At 67.6% G+C, this 23,495-nt stretch carries 18 protein-coding genes; 14 read left to right on the top strand and 4 right to left on the bottom strand.

Annotated features, from left to right (window positions below):
* Positions 1-102: 102 nt before the first annotated feature.
* From ACFSC3_RS19700 to ACFSC3_RS19685, 4 genes are all read right to left on the bottom strand, one after another.
* On the bottom strand, positions 103-855 hold the full coding sequence (locus ACFSC3_RS19700; protein ID WP_380941987.1) for an L-fucose dehydrogenase: 753 nt from the start codon (positions 853-855) through the stop codon (positions 103-105).
* Complete coding sequence (locus tag ACFSC3_RS19695; RefSeq protein ID WP_380941985.1) at positions 852-2,129, bottom strand: L-fuconate dehydratase; 1,278 nt, start codon at positions 2,127-2,129, stop codon at positions 852-854. The genes ACFSC3_RS19700 and ACFSC3_RS19695 overlap by 4 nt, the downstream gene beginning before the upstream one ends.
* Entirely contained in the window at positions 2,129-2,869 is a 741-nt protein-coding gene (locus tag ACFSC3_RS19690; protein WP_380941983.1) for an SDR family oxidoreductase, read from the bottom strand. Before ACFSC3_RS19690 ends, ACFSC3_RS19695 begins: the two co-directional genes overlap by 1 nt.
* Positions 2,870-3,074: 205 nt before the next feature.
* Positions 3,075-4,430: an MFS transporter gene (locus ACFSC3_RS19685; protein WP_380941981.1), complete on the bottom strand. Its 1,356-nt coding sequence runs from the start codon at positions 4,428-4,430 to the stop codon at positions 3,075-3,077.
* Positions 4,431-4,562: 132 nt separating this feature from the next.
* Between ACFSC3_RS19685 and cyoA the strand changes: the two genes are divergently transcribed.
* From cyoA to ACFSC3_RS19615, 14 genes are all read left to right on the top strand, one after another.
* Positions 4,563-5,702 (top strand): ubiquinol oxidase subunit II, encoded by a 1,140-nt coding sequence (gene cyoA, locus ACFSC3_RS19680; RefSeq protein WP_380941980.1) that lies wholly within the window; start codon positions 4,563-4,565, stop codon positions 5,700-5,702.
* 9 nt (positions 5,703-5,711) lie between these two features.
* Positions 5,712-7,718, top strand: coding sequence for a cytochrome o ubiquinol oxidase subunit I (gene cyoB, locus ACFSC3_RS19675; RefSeq protein WP_380941979.1), 2,007 nt, complete (start codon positions 5,712-5,714; stop codon positions 7,716-7,718).
* Positions 7,715-8,359: a cytochrome o ubiquinol oxidase subunit III gene (cyoC, locus tag ACFSC3_RS19670; protein WP_380941977.1), complete on the top strand. Its 645-nt coding sequence runs from the start codon at positions 7,715-7,717 to the stop codon at positions 8,357-8,359. Before cyoB ends, cyoC begins: the two co-directional genes overlap by 4 nt.
* The gene (gene cyoD / locus ACFSC3_RS19665; protein ID WP_380941975.1) at positions 8,356-8,757 is read left to right on the top strand and encodes a cytochrome o ubiquinol oxidase subunit IV; all 402 of its coding nucleotides are present in this window, start codon (positions 8,356-8,358) and stop codon (positions 8,755-8,757) included. The genes cyoC and cyoD overlap by 4 nt, the downstream gene beginning before the upstream one ends.
* Complete coding sequence (locus ACFSC3_RS19660; RefSeq protein WP_465270263.1) at positions 8,754-9,449, top strand: SURF1 family protein; 696 nt, start codon at positions 8,754-8,756, stop codon at positions 9,447-9,449. The genes cyoD and ACFSC3_RS19660 overlap by 4 nt, the downstream gene beginning before the upstream one ends.
* Positions 9,419-10,738 carry an ATP-binding protein gene (locus tag ACFSC3_RS19655; protein ID WP_380941971.1) on the top strand — a complete coding sequence of 440 codons (1,320 nt, stop codon included), beginning with the start codon at positions 9,419-9,421 and terminating at the stop codon, positions 10,736-10,738. The genes ACFSC3_RS19660 and ACFSC3_RS19655 overlap by 31 nt, the downstream gene beginning before the upstream one ends.
* A 2-nt stretch (positions 10,739-10,740) precedes the next feature.
* The gene (locus tag ACFSC3_RS19650) at positions 10,741-11,271 is read left to right on the top strand and encodes a response regulator transcription factor (protein WP_380941969.1); all 531 of its coding nucleotides are present in this window, start codon (positions 10,741-10,743) and stop codon (positions 11,269-11,271) included.
* A 103-nt stretch (positions 11,272-11,374) separates the two neighbouring features.
* On the top strand, positions 11,375-13,546 hold the full coding sequence (locus ACFSC3_RS19645) for a TonB-dependent hemoglobin/transferrin/lactoferrin family receptor (protein WP_380941967.1): 2,172 nt from the start codon (positions 11,375-11,377) through the stop codon (positions 13,544-13,546).
* A 15-nt stretch (positions 13,547-13,561) separates the two neighbouring features.
* Complete coding sequence (locus ACFSC3_RS19640; RefSeq protein ID WP_380941966.1) at positions 13,562-14,533, top strand: DUF6607 family protein; 972 nt, start codon at positions 13,562-13,564, stop codon at positions 14,531-14,533.
* Between the two features lie 179 nt (positions 14,534-14,712).
* Positions 14,713-17,532, top strand: a complete 2,820-nt coding sequence (locus ACFSC3_RS19635) for a TonB-dependent receptor (protein WP_380941964.1) — start codon at positions 14,713-14,715, stop codon at positions 17,530-17,532.
* The gene (locus ACFSC3_RS19630; RefSeq protein ID WP_380941962.1) at positions 17,529-18,554 is read left to right on the top strand and encodes a phytase; all 1,026 of its coding nucleotides are present in this window, start codon (positions 17,529-17,531) and stop codon (positions 18,552-18,554) included. The genes ACFSC3_RS19635 and ACFSC3_RS19630 overlap by 4 nt, the downstream gene beginning before the upstream one ends.
* 76 nt (positions 18,555-18,630) lie before the next feature.
* Positions 18,631-21,333 (top strand): exo-rhamnogalacturonan lyase family protein, encoded by a 2,703-nt coding sequence (locus ACFSC3_RS19625; protein ID WP_380941960.1) that lies wholly within the window; start codon positions 18,631-18,633, stop codon positions 21,331-21,333.
* 11 nt (positions 21,334-21,344) lie between these two features.
* Positions 21,345-22,529, top strand: coding sequence for a rhamnogalacturonan acetylesterase (locus ACFSC3_RS19620; RefSeq protein ID WP_380941958.1), 1,185 nt, complete (start codon positions 21,345-21,347; stop codon positions 22,527-22,529).
* Positions 22,519-23,475, top strand: a complete 957-nt coding sequence (locus ACFSC3_RS19615; RefSeq protein WP_380941956.1) for an alpha/beta hydrolase — start codon at positions 22,519-22,521, stop codon at positions 23,473-23,475. The genes ACFSC3_RS19620 and ACFSC3_RS19615 overlap by 11 nt, the downstream gene beginning before the upstream one ends.
* Positions 23,476-23,495 lie beyond the last annotated feature (20 nt).

Raw genomic sequence — 23,495 nt, 5'->3', positions numbered from 1 at the left:
CCATCGTCATCCCCGCGAAGGCGGGGATCCAGGGTTGTTTTGGCAACCCGCATATTGTTTGGCTCTGGATCCCCGCTTTCGCGGGGATGACAGTCAAACGCGTTAATCCATCGCCCGATCGAGGTGGACATACCCGCCATCGACGAACAACCACTGCCCCGTCGTATGCCCTGCCCGGTCCGACAGCAGGAACAGCACCGTATCCGCAATTTCCTGTGCCGTCGTCATCCGTTTGCCGAACGGGATTTTCGCCTCGATCGCGTCCCGCTTCGCCTGCGGGTTGTCGAAGGTCGCCAGCCAGTCGCGGTACAGCGGCGTCATCACCTCCGCCGGGACGACCGCATTGACGCGGATGCCATCGGGGGCGAGCGCCACCGCCCATTCGCGGGTCAGCGCCAGTTGCGCACCCTTGGCGGCTGCATAGGCGCTGGTATTGCCCTGTCCGGTCAGCGCGGTCTTCGACGCGATGTTGACGATGCTGCCCTGTGCCGCGCGCAAGCTGGGTAACGCGTGATGCGCCATCGCGAAATAATGGATGAGATTCTGGTCGAGCGAGGCGCGGAAGTCGGCGGGCGAGCGGTCGAGTCCGACCCCGTCGTTGGCGCCGGCATTGTTGACCAGCGCGTCGATCCGCCCGAACCGCTCGCCGACTTCCGCCACCGCACGCGCGCAGGCGTCGTCATCGGACAGGTCGGCCTTCACGAACGCCGCTTCGCCCAGCGGCTCCCTGGGTTCGGACCGCGAGACGATGACCGGCCGCGCGCCCTCCTCGACCAGCCCGGCGGTGATCGCAGCGCCGATCCCGGAGCCGCCGCCGGTGACGATGACGACCCGGTCGGCCAGCCCCAGCTTCACGCGCCGAACCGGAAGGCTGCGAGCGTCTCCGGCTTCATCTCGATCGAATAGCCCGGCCGCGTCGGCGGCATATAGGCCGCATCGCGGATCACGCAGGGGTCGAGGAAATGTTCGTGCAGATGATCGACATATTCGGTCACGCGGCCCTCCATCGTTCCAGAGAAGCACAGATAGTCGATCATCGACAGATGCTGGACATATTCGCACAGGCCGACACCGCCGGCATGCGGACAGACGGGCAGGTCGAACCTGGCGGCGAGCAGCATGACGGCCAGCGCCTCGTTCACCCCGCCGATACGGCAGGCGTCCAATTGGACGACGTCGCAGGCACCGGCGGCCATGAATTGTTTGAACAGGATGCGGTTCTGGCACATCTCGCCGGTCGCGACCTTGACCGCACCGATGCCGTCGCGGATCGCCTTGTGGCCCAGCACGTCGTCGGGGCTGGTCGGTTCCTCGATGAACCAGGGATTGGCGAAGGCGAGCGCATTGACCCATTCGATCGCCTGGCCGACTTCCCACACCTGATTGGCGTCGATCATCAGCTTGCGGTCGGGGCCGAGCACTTCACGCGCGATGCGGACGCGGCGGATGTCGTCGTCCAAGTCGCGGCCGACCTTCAGCTTGATATGGTCGAATCCGGCATCGACCGCTTCCCTGGCCAGCCGTCGTAGCTTCTCGTCCGGATAGCCGAGCCAGCCCGCCGACGTCGTGTAGCAGGGATAGCCGCTCTCCATCAGCCGCTCGATCCGCTCCGCCTTGCCGGCCGCGCGGGCTGTCAGCAGGTCCAGCGCCTCATCGGGCGTAATCGCGTCGGTCAGGTAGCGGAAGTCGATCGCGCGAACGATCTGTTCGGGCGTCATGTCGGCGACCAGCCGCCAGACGGGCTTGCCTTCCGCCTTCGCCCACAGATCCCAGATCGCATTGACCACCGCACCGGTCGCCAGATGCATCGCGCCCTTGTCCGGCCCGATCCAGCGCAGCTGGCTGTCGCCGGTCAGTCGTCGCCACATCGCGCCCGGATCGGCGGCAACCTCGGCCAGCGACAACCCGACGACGAGGTGCGTCATCGCCTGGACCGCCGCGACGCAGATGTCGTTGCCGCGACCGATGGTGAAGGTCAGGCCGTGCCCCTCCAGCCCCGGCGTATCCGTCTCCAGCACGACATAGGCCGCCGAATAGTCGGGGTCGGGGTTCATCGCGTCCGACCCGTCGAGCGACAGGCTGGTCGGAAAGCGCAGGTCGACAGTGCGCAGGCCGGTGATCGTCGTCATCAGTTCACCCACCCGCCATCGATGACATGGACCGCACCGGTCGTGAAGCTCGCCTCGTCGCTCATCAGATACGCGACCAGTGCCGCGATCTCCTCGGCGCGACCCAGTCGGCCCATCGGCTGGCGGGCGACGAAGGCGGCATTGGCATCCGACACGTCCACGCCCTGCACTGCCGCCTGCTCGCTCACGCGCTGACGGAGCGACGGCGTCGCGACGGTGCCTGGGCAGATGCAGTTGCACCGCACATTCTGCCCGGCGAAGTCCGCGGCGACCGCCTTGGTCAGGCCGACGACCGCAGCCTTCGACGCGCCATAGGCATAGCGGTTGGGGATGCCCTTCACGCTGCTGGCGATGCTGCTCATGTTGACGATCGATCCGCCGCCGCGCTCCAGCATCGCCGGCAGATAGGCGCGGATCGCGTGGTGCATCGCGTGGACGTTCAGGTCGAAGCTGAGCGCCCAGTCGGCGTCGCTGCACTCCAGGATATTCCCAGCCGCAACGAAGCCGGCGATGTTGGCGAGCGCGTCGATCGGGCCGGTCTGCATGGGCAGTGCGGCGACCGCGGCCGGGTCGGTCAGGTCGACGGTCAGCGGCGTCACCCCGTCGATGGTCGCAAGTGCGGCGGCGTCGCGATCGACGGCCCAGACGGCCGCGCCTTCGTCGCGGAGTCGCTCGGCCGTGGCGCGCCCGATACCCTGTGCGGCGGCCGTGACCAGCACCGTCTTGCCTATGAACCGCATGCTATGCCCCTCTGCCGAAGGGACTTTCATTAGTCAAAATCGGTTGTTGGGCAAGGCCGAAGTCGTGAGGGATCATTCCTCCCCTGTAAGGGGAGGGGGACCGCGCGCGCAGCGCGTGGTGGAGGGGTGTCCCACTGTCGAGAGGGCGACACCCCTCCGTCAGCGCTGCGCGCTGCCACCTCCCCTTGCAGGGGAGGATTTTGCATCAACGGTCCGACCGGCCCCAGTCCTTGTTGATCGACAGCGCCGCCAGCGTGCACACCGCACCCGACAGCAGATAGGCACCGACCGACCACAGCCCGACCTTGCTGGCGAGCGTCAGCGCAACCAGCGGTGCGAAGCCCGCACCGATCAGCCAGGCGAGATTGGCGACGGTCGCCGCGCCCGTGTAGCGCCGCGCCGGCGAGAAGCGGCCGTTCACCGCGCCCGACGACTGGCCGAAGGCGATGCCGAGCAGTGCGAAGCCGGTCATCATATAGACGACCTCGCCGAACGCGCCGGCGTTGAGCAGTTGCGGCGCGAAGCCGCTGTACGCGCCGATCAGCACCGCCGATACGCCCAGCACCGCACGGCGTCCGACGCGGTCGGCGATGACGCCGCTCGCCAGCATCGCCAACACGCAGACGACCGCGCCGATCATCTCGATGACCAGGAAGCGCTCCGCCGACTCGCCAGTGTAGAGTGTCACCCACGACAGCGGGAACACCGTGACCAGATGGAACAGCGCGAAGCTGGCGAGCGGAGCGAAGGCGCCCAGCGCGATCGTCCGCCATTCGACGCGGACGGTTTCCCAGAAGGGGGCGGGTTGCAGCTCGCGGCTTTCGAACAGGGTCTGGAAATCGGGCGTGGCGACCAGCCGCAGCCGCGCGAACAGCGCCACGACGTTGATTGCGAAGGCGACGAAGAAGGGATAGCGCCAGCCCCAGGATACGAAGTCCGCTTCCGACAGCGTGCTGAGGAAAAAGGCGAAAAGACCACCAGCGACGATCAGGCCGAGCGGCGCGCCCAGCTGCGGGATCATTGCATACCAGCCGCGACGGTCCTCGGGGGCATTGAGCGACAGAAGCGAGGGCAGGCCGTCCCATGCGCCGCCCAGCGCCATGCCCTGGCCGATCCGGCACAGCGCCAGCAGCCAGGCGCCGAGCAGGCCGGCGGACGCATAGCTGGGCAGGAACGCCATCGCCATCGTCGACCCGCCTAGCAGGAACAGCGAGATGGTCAGCTTCACCCCGCGCCCGTGATTGCGGTCGACCCACATGAATAGCGCCGAGCCCAGCGGGCGAAACATGAAGGCGAGCGCGAAGAGGGCGAAGGAATAGAGCGTCCCCGTCACCCGGTCGACGAACGGAAAGAACAGCGCGGGGAAGACCAGGACCGAGGCGATCGCGTAGACGAAGAAGTCGAAGAACTCGCTCGTCCGGCCGATGACGACGCCGATCGCGATCTCGCCCGGTGCGATCTTCTGCCCATGCGCGTGGAGCGCGGCGGCGTCGCGTTCGAGCGACGTCGAATCCGCGGCGCCGTGGCCGCCGGGGTCCATCGTCATCGACGGTGCACTCATTGGTTGTTTCGCTCCCGCAACCCACACAGGGGTGATCCGTTACAACGCCTATTGCCCGATTAGGTGCATCTTGGGGGATAGGACAAAATGTCCACTGTCGGAAACAGCGGGCCTGGCGGTAGGCGCATCATCATGTCCGACACGTCTTTCTCCACGATGGGACGCCGCCTGGCGACGCTGGCCACCCTGCCGGCGCTGGCGCTGCTGGCCGCCTGCAACACACAGGTGCTCGACCCGGCGGGCGACATCGCGCTCCAGCAACGCGACATCATCTATATCTCGACCGCGCTGATGCTGGTCATCATCGTGCCGGTGATGGCGCTGATCTGCGTGTTTGCGTGGCGCTATCGTCGGGGTAACAAGGACGCGACTTACGACCCCGATTTCCACCATTCGACGTCGCTCGAACTGGTGATCTGGTCGGCGCCGCTGCTGATCATCATCTGTCTCGGCGCGTTGACGTGGTGGAGCACCCATCTGCTCGACCCGTTCCGTCCGGTGAACCGGGTATCGGCGACCAAGCCGGTCGACCCGCGGGTCAAGCCGCTCGACGTGCAGGTCGTGTCGCTCGACTGGAAATGGCTGTTCATCTACCCCGAGCAGGGCATCGCGACAGTCAACGAACTCGCGCTGCCGGTCGACCGGCCGGTCCGGTTCCACCTGACGTCGACCAACATGATGAACACCTTCTACGCGCCGACGCTGGCGGGCATGATCTACACCATGCCCGGCATGCGCAGCACGCTGCATGCGGTGCTGAACAAGCCCGGCAAGTTCGAGGGGATGTCGGCCAATTATTCGGGGGCCGGTTTCTCCGACATGCGCTTCACGCTGTACGGTGTCGACGACCGCGGCTTCGACGCCTGGGTCGCGCGGGTGAAGGCGGCGCCGCTCGCGCTCGATACGCGCAGCTACCTCGAGCTTGAGAAGCCGACCGACAAGGTGCCGGCGATGTATTTCGCTCAGAGCCAGGTCGGGCTGTTCGACCGCATCTACCAACGCTGCGTGCGTCCCGGTACGCCATGCATGGGCCAGATGATGCGCAAGGACGCGGACGGCGGAGGGATGCCGTCGATGCACGGCAGCCAGCCGCCTGCGGGCAAGAAGCCCGAAGGCGCGATCTTCAAGGGCGGCGACGAGAAGCCGGTGTCGCCCAAGCGCGGCGACGAGCGGCGCAACCCGTCCGGCAACGCCAATCCGAACGATCCGAACAACCGGGACATGTCCCGCCTCGACCTCCGCCACGGCGCGCCGCGCGCCGAAGCGGCCTAGGAACGCCCCATGTTCAACGAACCTCTGTCCAAGATCATCTTCGGGCGCCTCGGCTTCGAATCCTTCCCGATCCACGAGCCGATCCTGCTCGTCACCTTCGCGGGTGTCGTGCTCGGCGGGCTGGGACTGGTGTTCGTCGTCACAAAATACCGGCTGTGGGGCTGGCTGTGGCGGGAATGGTTCACCTCCGTCGACCACAAGAAGATCGGGATCATGTACATGATCCTCGGCATCATCATGCTGCTGCGCGGCTTTGCCGATGCGATCATGATGCGGACGCAACAGGCGATCGCGTTCGGCGACAACCCCGGCTATTTGCCGCCGCACCATTATGATCAGGTCTTCACCGCGCACGGGACGATCATGATCTTCTTCGTCGCGATTCCGCTGGTCGTGGGACTCATCAACTATGTGATGCCGCTCCAGATCGGCGCGCGCGATGTGGCGTTCCCCTATCTCAACAATTTGAGCTTCTGGCTGACGGTCGCGGGTGCACTGCTGGTGATGGCGTCGCTGTTCATCGGCGAGTTCAGCCGTGCGGGGTGGCTCAATTACGTGCCGGTGTCGAACCTCCAGAACTCGCCCGATGTGGGGCCGGACTATTATCTCTGGGCCTTGCAGATAGCAGGCGTAGGGACGACGCTCAGCGCGATCAACATGGTGACGACGATCATCAAGATGCGCGCGCCCGGCATGACGATGATGAAGATGCCGGTGTTCTGCTGGACCGCGCTGTGCAGCAACGTGCTGGCGGTGGCGATCTTCCCGATCCTAACCGCCGCGCTCGGCATGCTGATGCTCGACCGCTATATCGGCACCAATTTCTTCACCAACGACCTTGGCGGCAACGCCATGATGTACTGGAATCTGGTGTGGATCTGGGGTCACCCGGAGGTCTACGTCCTCGTCCTGCCGGTGTTCGGCATCTTCTCGGAGATCACCTCCACCTTCTCCGGCAAGCGGCTGTTCGGCTATTCGTCGATGGTCTACGCGACCGTGGTCATCACGATCCTGTCGTTCCTGGTGTGGCTGCACCACTTCTTCACCATGGGGTCGGGCGCGAGCGTCAACAGCTTCTTCGGCATCGCGACGATGGTCATCTCGATCCCGACCGGTGCCAAGATCTTCAACTGGCTGTTCACCATGTACCGGGGCGACATCCGCTACGAACTGCCGATGATGTGGACGGTCGCGTTCCTGCTGACCTTCACGGTCGGGGGGATGACCGGCGTGCTGCTGGCGGTGCCGCCGGCGGACTTCGTGCTGCACAATTCGCTGTTCCTCGTCGCGCACTTCCACAACGTCATCATCGGCGGCGTGGTGTTCGGGCTGTTCGCGGGCATGACCTATTGGTTCCCCAAGGCGTTCGGCTTCCGGCTCGACCCGTTCTGGGGCAAGATCGCCTTCTGGGGCTGGGTCATCGGCTACTGGATCGCATGGACGCCGATCTACATCGTCGGCCTGATGGGCACGACGCGCCGACTGAACCACATCAGCGACCCATCGCTCCAGCCGTGGTTCGTGATCGCCGCGATCGGTGCCTTCATCATCGGCATCGGCATCCTGGCGTTCATCATCCAGATCGCGGTCAGCATCATGCGGCGCGACCAGTTGCGCGACACCACCGGCGATCCGTGGAACGGCCGGACGCTCGAATGGGCGACCAGTTCGCCGCCGCCGGCCTATAACTTCGCCAAGACGCCGGTCGTCCACGATCTCGACGCCTGGTACGACATGAAGTCGCGCCAGGCCGCGCGTCCGGAGACGGGCTTCACCCCGATCCACATGCCGAAGAACACCGGCGCGGGCGTCATCCTGTCGGCCCTGGCGCTCGTGCTCGGCTTCGCGATGGTCTGGTATATGTGGTGGCTGGCGATCCTGGCGTTCGTCGGGATGGTCGTCGTCGCGATCGGCCATACGTTCAACTACGACCGCGACTATCACATCCCGGTCGAGGAGGTGCGCCAAGTCGAGGACGACCGCACCGCCCTGCTGGCGAAGGGAGCCGCGGCATGAGCACCACCACGGCCAAGGGCGACGAAGCCCCGGTCTTCTACCTCGACGAGGGCGAAGGCCACAACGATCATGCGCACACCGGCCCCGGCGGCAGCACGATGCTGGGGTTCTGGATCTATCTCATGAGCGACGCGCTCATCTTCGCGACGCTGTTCGCGACCTATGGCGTCGTCGGCACCAGCTATGCCGGCGGTCCGGGGCCGCGCGAGCTGTTCGAGCTGCCGCTGGTCGCGCTCAACACCGCGATCCTGCTGACGTCGTCGATCACCTATGGCTTCGCGATGATCGCGATGCAGGAAGGGCGATTGGGCGGCACCCGCGGCTGGCTGGCGCTGACCGGCCTGCTGGGGGCGGCGTTCGTCGGCGTCGAACTCTACGAATTCTCGAAGCTCGTCCACGAAGGCGCCACTCCGCAGACCAGCGCGTTCCTGTCCGCCTTCTTCACGCTGGTCGCCACGCACGGGCTGCACGTCACGGTCGGCATCATCTGGGTCGGCGTCATGCTGATCCAGCTGACCAAGCGCGGCCTGAACGCGGACAACCGCCGCCGCGTGATGTGCCTCAGCATGTTCTGGCACTTCCTCGACGTCGTCTGGATCGGCGTCTTCACCTTCGTCTATCTGCTGGGAAGCTTGCGATGACCGACACCACCCGCCCGGCAGAGACCGGCTACGGCCACGGCGCAGGCCACGACGTGCCGACGCATGAGGACGAGCATCTCCACGTCTCGCGCCGCGGCTATCTGACCGGCTTCGCGCTGTCGGTGATCCTTACCGCGATTCCGTTCTGGGCGGTGATGTCGGGCACGTTGAGCGCGAACTGGACGGTCGCCGTGGTCGTCGTCGCCGCGGTCGCGCAAATCCTGGTTCACACCAACTATTTCCTCCACGTCAACACGCGTTCGGAGGGCGGATGGACGCTGATGGCCTATGTCTTCGCCGCGGTCATCGTGCTCATCGTGATCGCGGGGTCGCTGTGGATCATGTACCACCTCAATAGCAACATGATGCCGATGTCGGCGATGGACGGGACGCCCTGACCATCCGCCGTCGCCCGTGGCTCGCGCTGGTGGCCGCGCTGGTGACGGCGGGGCTGATCGCTCTGGGGGTGTGGCAGCTGGAGCGGCGGGCGTGGAAGCTCGACCTGATCGCCCGTGTCGACGCGCGCATCCACGCCGCCCCCGCCGCCTTTCCGTGGGCGGGGGGCGATCCGCGGGAGCTCGAATACCGACGCGTGCGCCTAACCGGCAGCTTCGAGCATGCCCGCGAGACTCTGGTCCAGGCGTTGACCGCGCGCGGCGCGGGCTTCTGGGTGCTGACCCCGCTGCGCACGCCCGAAGGGACGGTTCTCGTCAACCGCGGCTTCGTGCCCGAGGATCGACGTGACCCGAACACCCGCGCGGCGGGGCAGGTCGCGGGACCCGTCGCCGTCACCGGCCTTGTCCGCCTGACCGAACCCGGTGGCGGCTTCCTGCGCAGCAACGATCCCGCCGCGGGCCGCTGGTATTCGCGCGACGTCGCCGCCATTGCCGCCGCGCGCGGGCTGGCGGGTCGGATCGCGCCGCTGTTTGTCGACGCGGACGGTACGCCCAATTCCGGCGGCTATCCGGTCGGCGGGCTGACCGTTGTCGCCTTCCGCAATACCCATCTTGTCTATGCCCTGACCTGGTTCGCGCTGGCAGCGCTCGCCGGAGCGGGGACGTGGCTGTTCTGGCGGGGCCGGGCCGGGTGATGGAAGCACCGCTTCTCGCGCTCACCCGCCGCCGCGACGCGCCCGACGACAGCGCGGCGGCGGAGAACATGCGCCAGCTGGTCCAGCTGCGCTGGATCGCGGTTGCGGGCCAGACCGCGACGATCCTGTTCGTGCATTTCGCGCTGGGCGTACCGCTGCCGGTCCTGCAGATGCTGGCGGTCGTCGGGGCGCTCGCGCTCGCCAATCTGCTCGCGACCATCGCCCTGCCGCGACACCGGGTCCGCACGATCGAGATCATGATCGCGCTGCTGATCGACATGCTGGCGCTGACGCTCCAACTCTATTTCAGCGGCGGCGCGGCCAATCCGTTCATCGCGCTCTATCTGTTGCAAGTCGTGCTCGGCGCGATCCTGCTGCCGCCGCCCGCCGCGGTCGTGCTGGTCGCCGCGACCGGTGCAAGCTACGCGCTGCTGACGCTGCGGGCGGTGCCGTTGCTGTTGCCGAGCGGCCTGATCGCGGACGCCGCCGATCTGTTCGCGATCGGCCACTGGATCGCCTTCGTCATGGTCGCCGGGCTGCTGGTGATGTTCATCGCCCGCATCCGCCGCAACCTCAGCGCCCGCGACGCCCATGTCGCCGACCTGCGCCAGCATGCGGCCGAACAGGACGGCATCGTGCGCATGGGGCTGTTCGCCAGCGGTGCGGCCCATGAACTCGGCACCCCGCTCGGCACCCTGTCAGTGATCCTCGCCGACTGGCGGCGGATGCCCGCGATCGCGGACGACCCCGGCTTGGCCGCCGATGTGGCGGAGATGCAGGGCGAGGTCGGACGCTGCAAGGCGATTGTCAGCGACATCCTGCAGTCCGCCGGCCAGCCGCGCGGCGAGGCGATGGAACGAGCCAGCGCGCGGCTGTTCCTGGACGACTGCGTCCGGACCTGGGGGCGGCTGCATCCCGACGTGCCGCTGGTGTACAGGCCGCGGGGGCTCGACGACGTGTCGATCGCCGTCGATCCGGCGCTGCGACAGGCGATCTGGAACCTACTCGACAATGCAGCGGAGGTGTCGCCGCACGCCGTGGAACTGGCGGCCACGGTCGAGGCGCCGCAACTGGTCGTCACCGTGTCGGATGACGGTCCGGGGTTTTCGGCGGACGTGTTGGAGGGGGTCGGCAAGCTGTATCGCTCGACCAAGGGGCAGGGGCATGGCCTGGGCCTGTTCCTCGCGACCAATCTCGCCCGGCAACTGGGTGGCCAATTGGAGGCCCGCAACAGCCCGCACGGCGGCGCCGAGGTCCGCCTGCTGCTGCCGATCGCGGGCGGGAGATGAGCATGGACGCGCCCAGCCTGATCATCGTCGAGGATGATGCGACCTTCGCCCGCACGCTCGGCCGCTCGTTCGAGCGCCGCGGCTACCGCGTCCGTATCGCCGCCGATGCCGGTGCGCTCGATGCGCTGCTGACCGAAGAGGTGCCCGACCATGCGGTCGTCGATCTGAAGCTCGGCACCGGCTCCGGCCTGCCCTGCGTCGCGCGGCTCCATGCGATCGATCCGGCAATGCTGATCGTCGTGCTGACCGGCTACGCCAGCATCGCGACGGCGGTGGAGGCGATCAAGCTGGGCGCCTGTCAGTATCTGGTGAAGCCGTCGAACACCGACGACATCGAAGCCGCCTTTAGCAAGGCCGCGGGCGACCCGGACGTCGACATCACCGCGCGCCCTTCGTCGATCAAGACGCACGAGTGGGAGATGATCAACCAGACGCTGGCGGAGACGGGTTTCAACATCTCCGAAACCGCACGGCGGCTTGGTATGCACCGCCGGACGCTGGCGCGGAAATTGGAGAAGAGACCGGTTCGCTGATTAACCGCACCTAAGAATCATTAGCGATAATCTTGCTAATGCGAATTGGTCCTATTAACGACCATCCCCGACGGCGCTTATGCGTCGAAAAAGGGGACGACAAATGCGACATTTTCGACAGGGCACGGCCCTCATCGCGATTTCCGGTGGGCTGATGGTTGCGCCGCCCGTATCGGCGAATGACGAGATCGAACCGCAGACGGTGACCGTCACCGCGACCCGGACGCCGATCGACACCGCCGATGCGCCGGCGACCGTCAGCGTGATCGATAGCCAGCGGATCGCCGATGAACTGGCGCAGGACATTCGTGACTTGGTTCGCTTCGAACCCGGCGTGTCGGTACCCCGCGCGCCGGCGCGCTTCGGCGCGGCGCTGGGGGCTACAGGGCGGGCCGGGAACGAAGGCTTCGTCATCCGTGGGATCGGCGGCAACCGCGTGCTGATCCAGGTCGACGGCGTCCGTGTGCCCGATGGCTTCGCCTTCGGCGCGCAGGCGGCCGGGCGGGGCGACTATGTCGACCTGGGGTTGGTCAAGTCGGTCGAGATCCTGCGCGGGCCGGCCTCCGCGCTCTACGGCAGCGACGGGTTGGCCGGGGCAGTATCGTTCGTCACCAGCGATCCGGCCGATTTCCTGAAGGACGGTGCCGCAATCGCCGGCCTCGCGCGCGCGGCCTATAAGTCGGCGTCGAATGAGTTCGCCGAGACCGCGATTCTCGCGACCGGGTCTGACCGGCTGTCGGCAATGGTCGCCTATACCCGCCGCGACTTCAACGAGTTGGAGAACCAGGGCACCAACGATTCGATCGGTGCGGCGCGAACGACGGCCAATCCGCAGGATGGGCGCTCTAACGCGCTCTTGGGCCGCGTCGTGTTCCAGCCGGGCGGCGGGCACCGTTTCCGGCTGACGGGTGAGTATCTCGATAACCGGCTGATAACGGACGTGTTGAGCGGACGCAGCGCGACCGTCGACCTGGTCCTCGCCCGCGACACCGGCACGCGCAAGCGGATCGCCGCGGACTGGACGTGGGAGAGCAGCGGCGCCTTCCAGTTCGCGCGGATCGCGGGCTATTGGCAGGACGCCGCCGATCGTCAGTTCACGCGAGAGGACCGCACTCCGGCGGCCGACCGCACCCGGCTCAATACCTTCGAAAACCGCGTCTATGGTGCCGCGGCGGAAGCGCGGTTCGGCTTCGCGACGGGACCGCTGTCGCACCGCGTCGTCCTCGGTGCCGACGCCAGCCGTCTGCGCCAGCGTGGGCTTCGCGACGGCACCGTGCCGCCCGCGGGCGAGACCTTCCCGACCCGCGCCTTCCCGACGACCGACTTCACTTTGGCGGGCGCTTTCCTGTCGGATGAGATCACCGCCGGGCCGCTGACGCTCTTCCCGTCGCTGCGCGTCGATTATTACGATCTGTCGCCGCAGGCCGACCCGCTGCTCCCGACCTTCCGCGCCGCTGCGCAGGACGGGTCGCGGGTGTCGCCGAAGATCGGCGCGGTGGTGAAGGTGCGGGACGGCATCCGCCTGTTCGCCAACTACGCCCATGGCTTCAAGGCGCCCGAGCCGAGCCAGGTGAACCAATTCTTCGAGAACGTCGCCTTCGGCTATACCTCGCGCCCCAACCCCAACCTGCGCCCGGAGACGAGCCGCAGCGCGGAAGCCGGCGTGCGGGTGGCGCATGGTGGCCTGTCGCTCGACCTGACCGCGTTCCGCGGCGTCTATCGCGGCTTCATTTCGCAGGAAGTCGTCGGCGGCGCGTTCACGCCCGCTAACCCGGCGATCTACCAGTTCGTCAACTTGAACCGCGTCGTCGTCAAAGGGGGCGAGGCGCGGTTCGAGGCGCGGGTGGCGGGCGGCCTTACCGGGTCGCTCGCCATTTCCTTTGCCGATGGGGAAGTGACGTCGCCGACCGGCTCGCGGTCGCCGCTGTCGACGGTCGATCCGCTGAAGCTGGTCGCCGGGATCGGCTATCGCGACGTCGCCGGGCGGTTCGGTGGCCAGTTGATCGCGACCCATGCCGACCGCAAGGAACTGGGCGCGACGCTGGGGCTGTGCAGCGGCCCCTGCTTCCGGCCGGCAGCCTTCACCACCCTGGACGCGACCGCCTTCGTCCGGCTCGGTCAGGCGCTGACGCTGCGGGCCGGGATCTTCAACATCGCCGACGTGAAATACGCCTGGTGGAGCGACGTCCGCGGCCTCGCCGCCAGCTCCACCGTCACCGACGCCTTCACCCAGCCGGGACGCAACGCCAGCGCATCCGTCAGCTTTGCCTTCTGATCGAAAGGACCAGTCATGATCCGCATTCTGCTCACCACCGTCGCCCTGCTGGCCGCGGTTCCCGCCCATGCCGATGGACCGCTGCCCAAACGCGACGCCGCTGCCGAACGCGCTGCCTTCGAAGCCGACCGCGCCGACATCCTGGCGATGGCCGGCACCTTCAAGGTCAAGTTCGACATGCAGGAAACGACGCCGTGGCGCACCGACTATACGCCGATCCCGGCCAAGGTGTCCGGTGGCAACGAGGTCGTCCGCGTGATCGAGGACACCGGGCGCAAGATCTCGCTCCAGCACATCCTGGTCATCGACACCGGCGGCAAGACGATGCTGGTCAAGCATTGGCGTCAGGACTGGGAATATGAGCCTGCGCGCGTGCTCGTCTACGCCGGACCCGACACGTGGAAATGGGAAGCGGTGCCCGAACGGATGCGCGCCGGCCGCTGGTCGCAGACGGTGTACCAAGTCGACGATTCGCCCCGCTACGGCGGCTGGGGGCAGTGGACGACCGAAGGCGGCCTGAGGCGCTGGCGGTCGAACTGGACGTGGCGCCCGCTCGCCCGGCGCGATGCGGTGCGTTCGCCGGTCTATGACCGCTATCTCTCGATCAACCGCCACCAGAAGTCACCGACCGGCTGGGTCCATTGGCAGGACAATATCAAGATGGGCGAGTTCGCCGGCGAGCTGGAGCCGGTCGTCCAGGAATCGGTGCTGAACACCTATACGACGTACGACGCCTATGACGTGAAGGCCGCCGACACCTATTGGGCGGCGACCAAGGGCTTTTGGGCTGCGGTGCGTGCGGCATGGGCCAGCGTCGCCGAAACCAAGAACGGCATCCATGTGATGGAGGAGGCCGATCACGGCAGCTCCACCGCCAATGCCCTGCTGAAGCTCGCCGACGCGGTCCAGGCCGGCACGGCGACCGAGGCCGATGCCATCGCCAAGGGGCGGCGGATCATCGACGACGCGACCAAACCGGTTGCGTGATCGATCCGGGGCGGATGCTGCGCTGGCATCCGCTCCGGGTTCTAAATGACCTGAGTGAGCGGTGTCACGCGGCTGTAACCAATCCCCCACGCCTGCGTAACAAACCTGCGTCAAAGGCCGCGCCAAGGCGTGGCGCGATCGGTGCCGCGCGACAGCAATTTTCCGCTCGGGGGAGCTTCATGACCATCGTCCTTACCGGCGCTCGCGCATTCGCGGGCGTCTCGCTCATCGCACTTGCCGTCGCCGGCGCATCGCCCGCGGCCGCGCGTCCGAACGACCCCGGCGCGCCGATGGCGACTACGCCGGTCGCCGGCCCGACCGTTTCGGGCCGCGTGTACGACGCGACCGGCGCGGCGCTGCCCGGCGCGCGCATCGTCGTCGAGGGCACGGGGGTCGAGGCGACGACCAACCTGCAGGGCGAATTCACCGTCGCGGTGCCCAGCGCGGACGGCGACGTGCGGCTGAGCGTCGACTATATCGGCCGCGACGTCCTGCCCGTGACGATCACCGCTGCCGAGCGCGGTCGTCCGGCGATCATCACCCTGCCGGCGGCGGGCGCGTCGGGCGATATCGTCGTCACCGGCCAGTCGCTGCTCGACAACACCGCACGCGCGCTCAACCAGATGCGCCAGGCCGACAATACCGTCACCATCCTGTCGTCGGACGCGATCGGTCGCTTCCCCGATCCGAACATCGCCGAAGCGCTCCAGCGTGTCGCCGGCGTCGGCATCGAGCGGGACCAGGGCGAGGGCCGCTACATCAACGTGCGCGGTGCGCCGTCCGAATGGTCGGCGGTGTCGGTCGACGGCATCGCGGTCCCCTCGGTCGACCCGACGACCCGCGCGGTCGATCTCGACACGCTGCCGTCGGACATCGTCGGCAACATCGAAGTCACCAAGTCGCTGCTGCCCTATCAGGACGCCGATTCGATCGCCGGTGCGGTCAATATCAGCACGCGCTCGCCCTTCGACCGCAAGGGCTTCGCGCTGACCGGCATGGCCGGGATGAGCTACAACCAGTTCGGCAAGGGCAACGACTATCGCGCCTCGGCCTCGGTCAGCGACCGCTTCGGCGCCGACCGCCAGTTCGGCATCCTGCTGTCGGGCAGCTTTTCCAAGACCGACCGCCAGCCGGACAATGTCGAGAACACATGGGCGCAGACGGCCGCCGGCCTGCGCGTCACGGAAACATTGTTCAAGGATTACCGCACCCGCCGAACCCGCGTAGCCGGTTCGGGCGCGTTCGAATGGCATCCGACGGATGCGACCCAGCTGTGGGTCCGCGGCACCTATGCCCGGTTCGAGGACAACGAGTATCGCGACCGCATCGGCATCACCTGGAACGCCGGCAACGCCGCGCCGGTCGCCGGTTCGACCGACACCGCCGCGACCTGGGCGTCGACCCGTATCGAAAAGCAGATCCGCCACCGCGTGCAGGTCAACGAAATCTGGACCGTCACCGGCGGCATCGAGCAGAAGCTGGGCGAAGGCACCGTCCGCCTGGACGGCGCGTACAGCGAATCGTCGCAGACCTATCCACGCCGTGATGAATTGCTGTTCCGCTCCTTGCTGCGCCCGACGCTCAGCTACGACTTCGGCACCAGCAGCGACCTACCGGCCTATTCGGTGTTCACGACCAACGAACATCTTCAGACCGGCACTTACGCCTTCCGCGAGAATGCCTATCGGTCGAACACCACGAAGAACGACGAACTGACGGCGGCGCTGCGCATCGACCTGCCGGTCGCGATCGGTGACGACGACATCACCTTCACCACGGGCGGTAAATATCGCGAGCGCAACATCGCCGCCGACGAGGAGCGGTTGCGCGACCAGCGCAGCAGCGCCGCGCCCAGCCAGACGCTGGCGAGCTTCCTGTCGGACGAGGGCTCGCGCAACTTCGACTATAATCTGGGCAACCGCATCGCCGGCGGGCTGGCCGACGCCTATTTCGACGCGACCAGGGCGGCATCGCAGCGCCGCCTGCCGCAGTCGCTGACCGCCGACTATACCGCCAACGAAAAGATCCTCGGCCTGTTCGGCATGGGCAAGGGCGAATTCGGCGGCACGACGCTGATCGCGGGCCTGCGTGTCGAGACGACCGACTTCCGCGGCCAGGCGCCCAGCGTTTCGAGGACCGGCGTCATTACGACCGCGCTCGGCAAGTCGGGCTACACCCGCTTCTTCCCCAACTTCACCGTGCGCCAGGCGTTCACCCCGAACATCATCGGCCGCTTCGCCGTCAGCCGCGCGATCAACCGCCCCAACTTCCCGCAGATCGCACCGCGCGTCCTTGAGGCGACCGAAGGCAACACCGTGCGCGTCGATTTCGGCAACCCGGACCTTCGCCCGACGCTGTCGAACAACGTCGACGCGGGGCTGGAATATTATATCCGCCCGCTCGGCCTGATCGGCGTGAACGCCTTCTACAAGGACCTGTTCGACTATCGCTACACGGTCACCAGCACGGGCAGCTACCTGGGCGTCCCCGGCGCGATCCTCAGCCGCCCGGTCAACGCGCGCGACGGCAAGCTGTACGGCGTCGAGGTCAACTGGCAGCAGCAGCTGAGCTTCCTGCCCGGCGCGCTGGGCGGGTTCGGCGTGTTCGCGAACTATACCTATACGCAGGGCGATGCGCGGTTCGACACCGCGTTCGGCGGCCGCCGCGACTTCGCGCTCCAGGGCCAGTCGAAGCATATGTGGAACGCCTCGCTGTTCTACGAGCGCGGCCCGGTCAACGTCCGCGTCGCCTATACAAAGCGGTCGGACTATCTGGATGAGATCAACGCCGATGCGCCGGCGCTCGACCTCTATTGGGAGGGCCGCGGCCAGCTCGACGCGACCGCCAGCCTGCAACTGATGAAGGGCATCAACCTTTTCTTCGAAGGCAAGAACCTGACCAATTCGGCCGGCGTCCGCTACTTCGGCCAGCGCCAGCGCGTCTACGAATATGAGAAGTTCGGCTACACGCTGTTCGGCGGCGTGCGGGTGAAGCTGTGAAGGCAGTCATCCTCGCGCTCCTGCTCGGTGGCTGCGCGGCGACCGCCGTCGCGCCGCCATCGGAGCAGGCGCCGCAGCTGGCGGCGCTCGCGGAGACCGATCCGGTCGACACCGCGCATGATGCCGCCGACGATCCCGCGATCTGGCGCAACCCGCGCGATCCGGCTGCGAGCCTAGTGATCGGGACCGACAAGAAGGCCGGCATCCACGTCTACGACCTCGCCGGAAAGCGGGTGTCGTTTACGCCCGCGGCGCGGCTGAACAACGTCGACTTGCGCGACATGGGTGCGAAGGGCGTCGTCGTCGCGGCAAGCGACCGCGCGGACAAGGACGTCGCCCATGTCTCGATGTTCACGCTCGACACGGTCGCGCGGCGGCTGGTCCCGACCGGTCGCTTCCGCGTCGGGTCCGGCGAGGCCTATGGCATGTGCCTATGGCGCCGCGCGAGGGACGGCGCGCTGTTCGGCTTCGTCGTGTTGAAGGACGGGCGGATCGATCAAGTCGCGATCGATCTGTCGGGCGCTGCGCCCAAGGTCGCGACCGTCCGCAGCATGAAGCTCGGCACCCAGTCCGAGGGCTGCGTCGTCGATGACCGCACGGGGCTACTCTACGTCGCCGAGGAAGATGTCGGGCTGTGGCGCTTCGACGCCGATCCCGCCGCGCCGACCACCGCGACTCCGATCGCCAGGGTCGACCGCCGCGTGCTGTTCGACGATGCCGAGGGGCTCGCGCTCGCGCCGAAGGGCCGCGACGGCGGCTATCTGGTCGTCTCGAGCCAGGGCGACAATGCCTACACCCTCTATCGCCTGCCGGGGGTCACCTATGCCGGCCGATTCCGCATCGGCGGCGGCGCGATCGACGGGACCAGCGACACCGACGGAATCGAGATGATGCTCGGCAATTTCGGTCCGAAATACCCACGTGGCCTGTTCGTCGCGCAGGACGGCGACAATGCGCCGGACACGCAGAACTTCAAATATGTCAGCTGGGCCGATGTCCTGAAGGCATTGGGCCTTCGCTGAGACGTTAGCTTGACAACTTCGTCCACTTGTCGGACCAGATCGTAAGATCAGGTTCGACAATGTGGGACGGAGAGGCATGTTCACGCGTCGCGAGGCTATCCGTACGACGGCGCTGACCGGCGCCGGCGCGGCATTGTCGGGTAATGCGGTCGCCGCGGCCCGTGCACCGGGCGTCGCGCCCGCGCCGGTCCGCTGGATCGATGGCGCTCCGCCGCCCCTGCACACCGGCCAGACCTTCGGCGTCGCCTGGCCGCGTGGCGCGGTCGGCAAGCGCACGGCACTGGCGCTCGCTACCGGCGACGGCACCCGCCTTCCCGGCCAGAACTGGACGATCGCGACCTGGCCCGACGGATCGGTGAAGTGGAGCGCCCATGCGCTTCCCGCCGACATCGCACCCGCCGACCTGACCGTCGTCCCGGGCAAGCCGCGCGCCCCCGCCGACCCTGTCGCGGTGCGCGAGTCGGCCGATACCGTGACCGTGACCAGCGGCGACCTGCGCTGGGAGTTTCCGCGCACAGGCAGCATCGTCCTGCGCGGCGCGTGGCAGGGCGAGCGTCAGCTGGTCGGCCCGGTTCGCCTGATGGGCAGCGTGCGCGATGCGGCGGAGGGCGGGACGCTCACGCCGTTCAAGGGCAGCATCTCGACCATTACCGTCGAACAGCGCGGCCCCGTCCGTGCGGTCATCCGCGTCGAGGGCAAGCATCGCGCCGGCACGCGCGACTGGCTGTTTTTCACCGTCCGCTTCTACGCCTATGCCGGCACGCCGTCGCTGCGGATCGTCCACAGCTTCGTCTATGATGGCGATCCGACAAAGGACTTCCTGGCGTCGCTGGGCCTGAGTGCCGAGGTGCCGATGCGCGGGAGCCTGCACGACCGCCATATCCGCATCGCGCACGACCGCCAGACCTTTGCCGAGGCCGTACGTCCGCTGACCGGCCTAAGGCGCGATCCCGGCGCGGCGTTTCGCGACGCGCAGGTCGCGGGCAAGGCGGTGCCGCCGCTCGCGCAGATGGCCCCGGCGGTGCGCGATCGGCTCGACCTGATCCCGGCATGGAACGACTTCCGGCTGGAGCAGGCCAATGCCCACGGCTTCACGCTCACCAAGCGTACCGGCCCCGGCCATGCGTGGATCGACAGCGACGAAGGCAGGCGCGCGCCGGGCCTCGCCTATGTCGGCTCCCCTCAGGGTGGCGCGGCGCTGGGCGTCCGCTATTTCTGGCAGCGGCATCCGAGCGCGATCGACATCGACGGTGCGGCCGGCGACACCGCGCGGCTGACCGCCTGGCTGTGGTCGCCGCGCGCGGCTGCGATGGATATGCGCCCCTATCACGGCACGATGGGGATGGAGACCTATGCCGATCAGGTCCGCGGGCTCGACATCACCTATGAGGATTACGAACCCGGCTGGGACACGCCGACCGGCATCGCGCGCACCAGCGAACTGACGCTCTGGGCGCTGCCCGCCACGCCGGAGACGCCGCGGTTCGAGGCGATGGCGGCGGCCGTCGCCACGCCGCCGCAACTGATGGCGTCTCCTGAGCACCTGCACCGTGCCGGCATCTTCGGCGACTGGAACCTGCCCGATCGCAGCGGCCCCAATCGTACCGCGCTGGAAAACCAGCTTGCCGACATGCTCGATTTCTACGAGCGCGAGGTGGACCAACGGTCGTGGTACGGCTTCTGGGACCACGGCGACGTCATGCATACCTATGACGCCGATCGGCATCAGTGGCGCTACGACATCGGCGGGTTTGCCTGGGCGAACAGCGAACTCTCGCCCGACCTTTGGCTCTGGTACCAGGTCCTGCGCGCCGCCGACCCGCGCGCCTATCGCTTTGCCGAGGCGATGACCCGGCACACCGGCGAAGTCGATGTCTATCACCTGGGCCGGTTCGCCGGTCTGGGCACGCGCCACGGCGTCCAGCATTTCGCCGACAGCTCGAAACAGACCCGCGTCAGCAACGCCGCCTATCGCCGCATCTTTTTCTACCTGAGTGGCGGCGACGAACGCGTCGGCGACCTGATGCGCGCGCTCGTCACGTCCGATCGGTCGCTCACCACCGTCGAGATCGGTCGCAAGACGCCGTCCGCGCAGGCGCGCCCGCCGGCCGGCATGATCGACATGACCTTCGGCACGACGTGGTGCACGATCGCCGCGGCATGGCTGACCGAATGGGAGCGTACCGGCGACACCCGCTGGCGTGACCGCATCGTGGCGGGCATGGACAGCATCGGCCGCCTGCCGAACGGCTGGCTGGAGGGGAGCGGGTGGTACGACCTCGCCTCCGGACGGTTCCTGGGGCAGGGCAAGGGCATCCGCATCAGCCACCTGAACGCGGTGTTCGGCGCGCCCGAAATCAGCGCCGAGCTGATCGCGCTGGTCGACGTCCCCCGCTATCGCGCGGTCTGGCTCGACTATTGCCGCTGGTACAATGCGCCGAAGGCCGAGTTCGAGGCGAAGTTCAAGACGAAGTGGGTCAATCGCAACCTGCGCGCGAGCCACGCCCGCTTGACCGCCTATGCGGCCAAGATGGACAATGACCCCGCGCTTGCGGCGCGTGCGGTCGGCGAGTTCTATGGCGCGGATGCCGGGCTGATGGTCGAGCCGAAGGACCCGCGGCGGACGGTGAACGGCGTGACTGAATGGCCGGGCATCTCGACCAACGCGGCCGCCCAGTTCGGGCTGACCGCGATCCAGATGCTCGACCTCGTGCCTGCGGCGCTGGAGGAACAAAAATTTCCCCCGCCGCGCGCGCGACGTCCGGGGGAGGGGGAGTGAGGATCGCCCTGATGGCTGCCGCACTGATCGGCCTCGCCAACCCCGCCGCCGCACAGGTGCGCAGCTTCGCGCTCGACGGGCCGGCGCGGGCCTATGACGGCGACCACGGCTTCGAACCCGGCATGCCCGGTGTGTTTTCGGTCAAGACGCCGCCCGGCAACTACCGCGTGACCGTGACGCTCGGCCTGCCGAAGCGGGCGACCGACACCACGGTAAAGGTCGAGGCGCGCCGGTTGATGCTGGATGGCGTGAAGGTGCCCGCCGGGAAGCGGATCGAGCGCAGCTTCATCGTCAACGTCCGCGACGCTGCGATCGTGCCGCCGGCGGCCAATGCGCCCGGCGCGACGATGGTCGACCTGAAGCCGCGCGAGAAGGCGAGCTTCACCTGGGACGACCGGCTGACCCTCGAATTCGTCGGCCCGCAGCCCGGCGTGACCGCGGTCAGGATCGAGCCTGTGCAGGTACCGACCCTGTTCCTGCTGGGCGACTCGACCGTCACCGACCAGTCGTTCGAACCGGCGGCGAGCTGGGGTCAGATGCTCACCGCCTTTCTGACGCCCGACATCGCGGTCGCCAACCACGCCGAATCGGGCGAAGCGATGAAGTCGTTCGTGATGGAGAAGCGGCTCGCCAAGGTGCTCGAAAGCGTGAAGCCCGGCGATACCGCGATGATCCAGTTCGGCCATAACGACCAGAAGGCGAACTGGCCGCAGACCTTTGCCGCCTCCGATACGACGTACCGCAGCTGGCTGCGCGTGTTCGTCGACGAGTTTCGCCGCCGCGGGGTGAGCGTCATCCTGGTCACCTCGCCCGAGCGACGCAACTGGACCGATGACGGCCGCATCCGCCCGACGCTCGGTGACTATGCCGCCGCAGTGAAGGCGGTCGGCGTGGAGCAGAGGGTGCCGGTCATCAAACTCAACGACGCCAGCATCCGGATTTACGAGGCGCTGGGTAAGGACCGCGCGCTGCTCGCCTTCAACGACGGCGGCAAGGACGCGACGCACCACAACAACTATGGTGCCTGGGTGCTGGCGCGGGCGGTGGCGCAGGGGATGACGGATGCGAAGCTGCCGATCGCTGCGCATCTTCAGCCTGGTCTCGCCCCCTTCGATCCGGCGCACCCGCCCGCGCCCGAAAGCTTCGTACTCGCCGCCAGTGCGCGCACCAGTGGAGTCCGTCCCGATGGCAATTGATCGTCGCACTCTGCTCGGCGCCGGCGCGGCGGCCGTCGTCGCGGCCCCGGCACTGGCGCAGATCATGCCGACGCCCGAGCGCATCCCGCTGTGGCCCGGCCGCCCGCCCGGCGAACCCGCGGGCGGCGTGAAGGATGTCGTCATCCAGCGATCGAAGACGCCGGGCGACCTCGCCTGGACCAGCGTCGGCGACCCCGCGCTGGTCGTCACGCGTCCGGCGAAGCCCAATGGCGCGGCGATCCTGCTGATCCCCGGCGGCGGCTATACCCGCGTCGCGACCCGGCGGGAGCCCGGGCCGATCGCCCTCGACCTGGCGAAGCGCGGCTATGTCGCGTTCGAACTTCTCTACCGCCTGCCGCATGACGGATGGACGGCGGGACCCGACGCGCCGCTTCAGGATGCGCAGCGGGCGATCCGGCTGATCCGCGCGGGCGCCGGCAAGCGCTGGGCGATCGATCCGGCGAAGGTCGGGGTCATGGGCTTTTCCGCCGGCGGGCACCTCGCCGCGCGCGTCGCGACCCGCTTCGCGCTGAAGACCTACGATCCCGTCGACGTCGCCGACACCCAGTCGCCGCGGCCGATGGTGGCGGGGCTGTTCTACCCGGTGGTGACGATGCTCGACGAGAGCGTACATGCCGCCTCGCGCCGCGAATTGCTCGGCGCACGGCTGGCCGACGCCGACTGGCAACGTCGCTATTCGGCGCAACTCGATATCCCCGCCGACGCCGCGCCCTGCTTCGTCACGACCAACACCGACGACAAGACCGTACCCGCGGCCAACAGCCTGCTGATGTATCAGGGACTGGCCGCCGCGAAGATCCCAGCCGAACTCCATGTCTTCGACCGCGGCGGCCACGGCCCGCCCGCGCCGCGCCGGAACGGCACCGCCATCGACTGGCTCGGCATGTATCTCGCCTTCGCCGCCGATCATGGATTGCCGGGCTAGGCCCCCGGCGCCTAGGCTGG

It is taken from the genome of Sphingomonas floccifaciens, assembly GCF_042681125.1.
GTDB lineage: Bacteria > Pseudomonadota > Alphaproteobacteria > Sphingomonadales > Sphingomonadaceae > Sphingomonas > Sphingomonas floccifaciens.
Note: the sequence above shows the minus strand (reverse complement) of the source record. Positions and strands in the feature narration are given on the sequence as shown.

What these genes read in the sequence shown, in the direction of transcription:
- cyoA (WP_380941980.1), top strand. Translation starts at nt 4,563, where the DNA reads ATGTCCGACACGTCTTTCTCCACGATGGGACGCCGCCTGGCGACGCTG.
- ACFSC3_RS19625 (WP_380941960.1), top strand. Translation starts at nt 18,631, where the DNA reads ATGTTCACGCGTCGCGAGGCTATCCGTACGACGGCGCTGACCGGCGCC.
- ACFSC3_RS19695 (WP_380941985.1), bottom strand. Translation starts at nt 2,129, where the DNA reads ATGACGACGATCACCGGCCTGCGCACTGTCGACCTGCGCTTTCCGACC.
- ACFSC3_RS19685 (WP_380941981.1), bottom strand. Translation starts at nt 4,430, where the DNA reads ATGAGTGCACCGTCGATGACGATGGACCCCGGCGGCCACGGCGCCGCG.
- cyoC (WP_380941977.1), top strand. Translation starts at nt 7,715, where the DNA reads ATGAGCACCACCACGGCCAAGGGCGACGAAGCCCCGGTCTTCTACCTC.
- ACFSC3_RS19690 (WP_380941983.1), bottom strand. Translation starts at nt 2,869, where the DNA reads ATGCGGTTCATAGGCAAGACGGTGCTGGTCACGGCCGCCGCACAGGGT.
- ACFSC3_RS19645 (WP_380941967.1), top strand. Translation starts at nt 11,375, where the DNA reads ATGCGACATTTTCGACAGGGCACGGCCCTCATCGCGATTTCCGGTGGG.
- ACFSC3_RS19640 (WP_380941966.1), top strand. Translation starts at nt 13,562, where the DNA reads ATGATCCGCATTCTGCTCACCACCGTCGCCCTGCTGGCCGCGGTTCCC.
- cyoB (WP_380941979.1), top strand. Translation starts at nt 5,712, where the DNA reads ATGTTCAACGAACCTCTGTCCAAGATCATCTTCGGGCGCCTCGGCTTC.
- ACFSC3_RS19620 (WP_380941958.1), top strand. Translation starts at nt 21,345, where the DNA reads ATGGCTGCCGCACTGATCGGCCTCGCCAACCCCGCCGCCGCACAGGTG.
- cyoD (WP_380941975.1), top strand. Translation starts at nt 8,356, where the DNA reads ATGACCGACACCACCCGCCCGGCAGAGACCGGCTACGGCCACGGCGCA.
- ACFSC3_RS19615 (WP_380941956.1), top strand. Translation starts at nt 22,519, where the DNA reads ATGGCAATTGATCGTCGCACTCTGCTCGGCGCCGGCGCGGCGGCCGTC.
- ACFSC3_RS19650 (WP_380941969.1), top strand. Translation starts at nt 10,741, where the DNA reads ATGGACGCGCCCAGCCTGATCATCGTCGAGGATGATGCGACCTTCGCC.
- ACFSC3_RS19635 (WP_380941964.1), top strand. Translation starts at nt 14,713, where the DNA reads ATGACCATCGTCCTTACCGGCGCTCGCGCATTCGCGGGCGTCTCGCTC.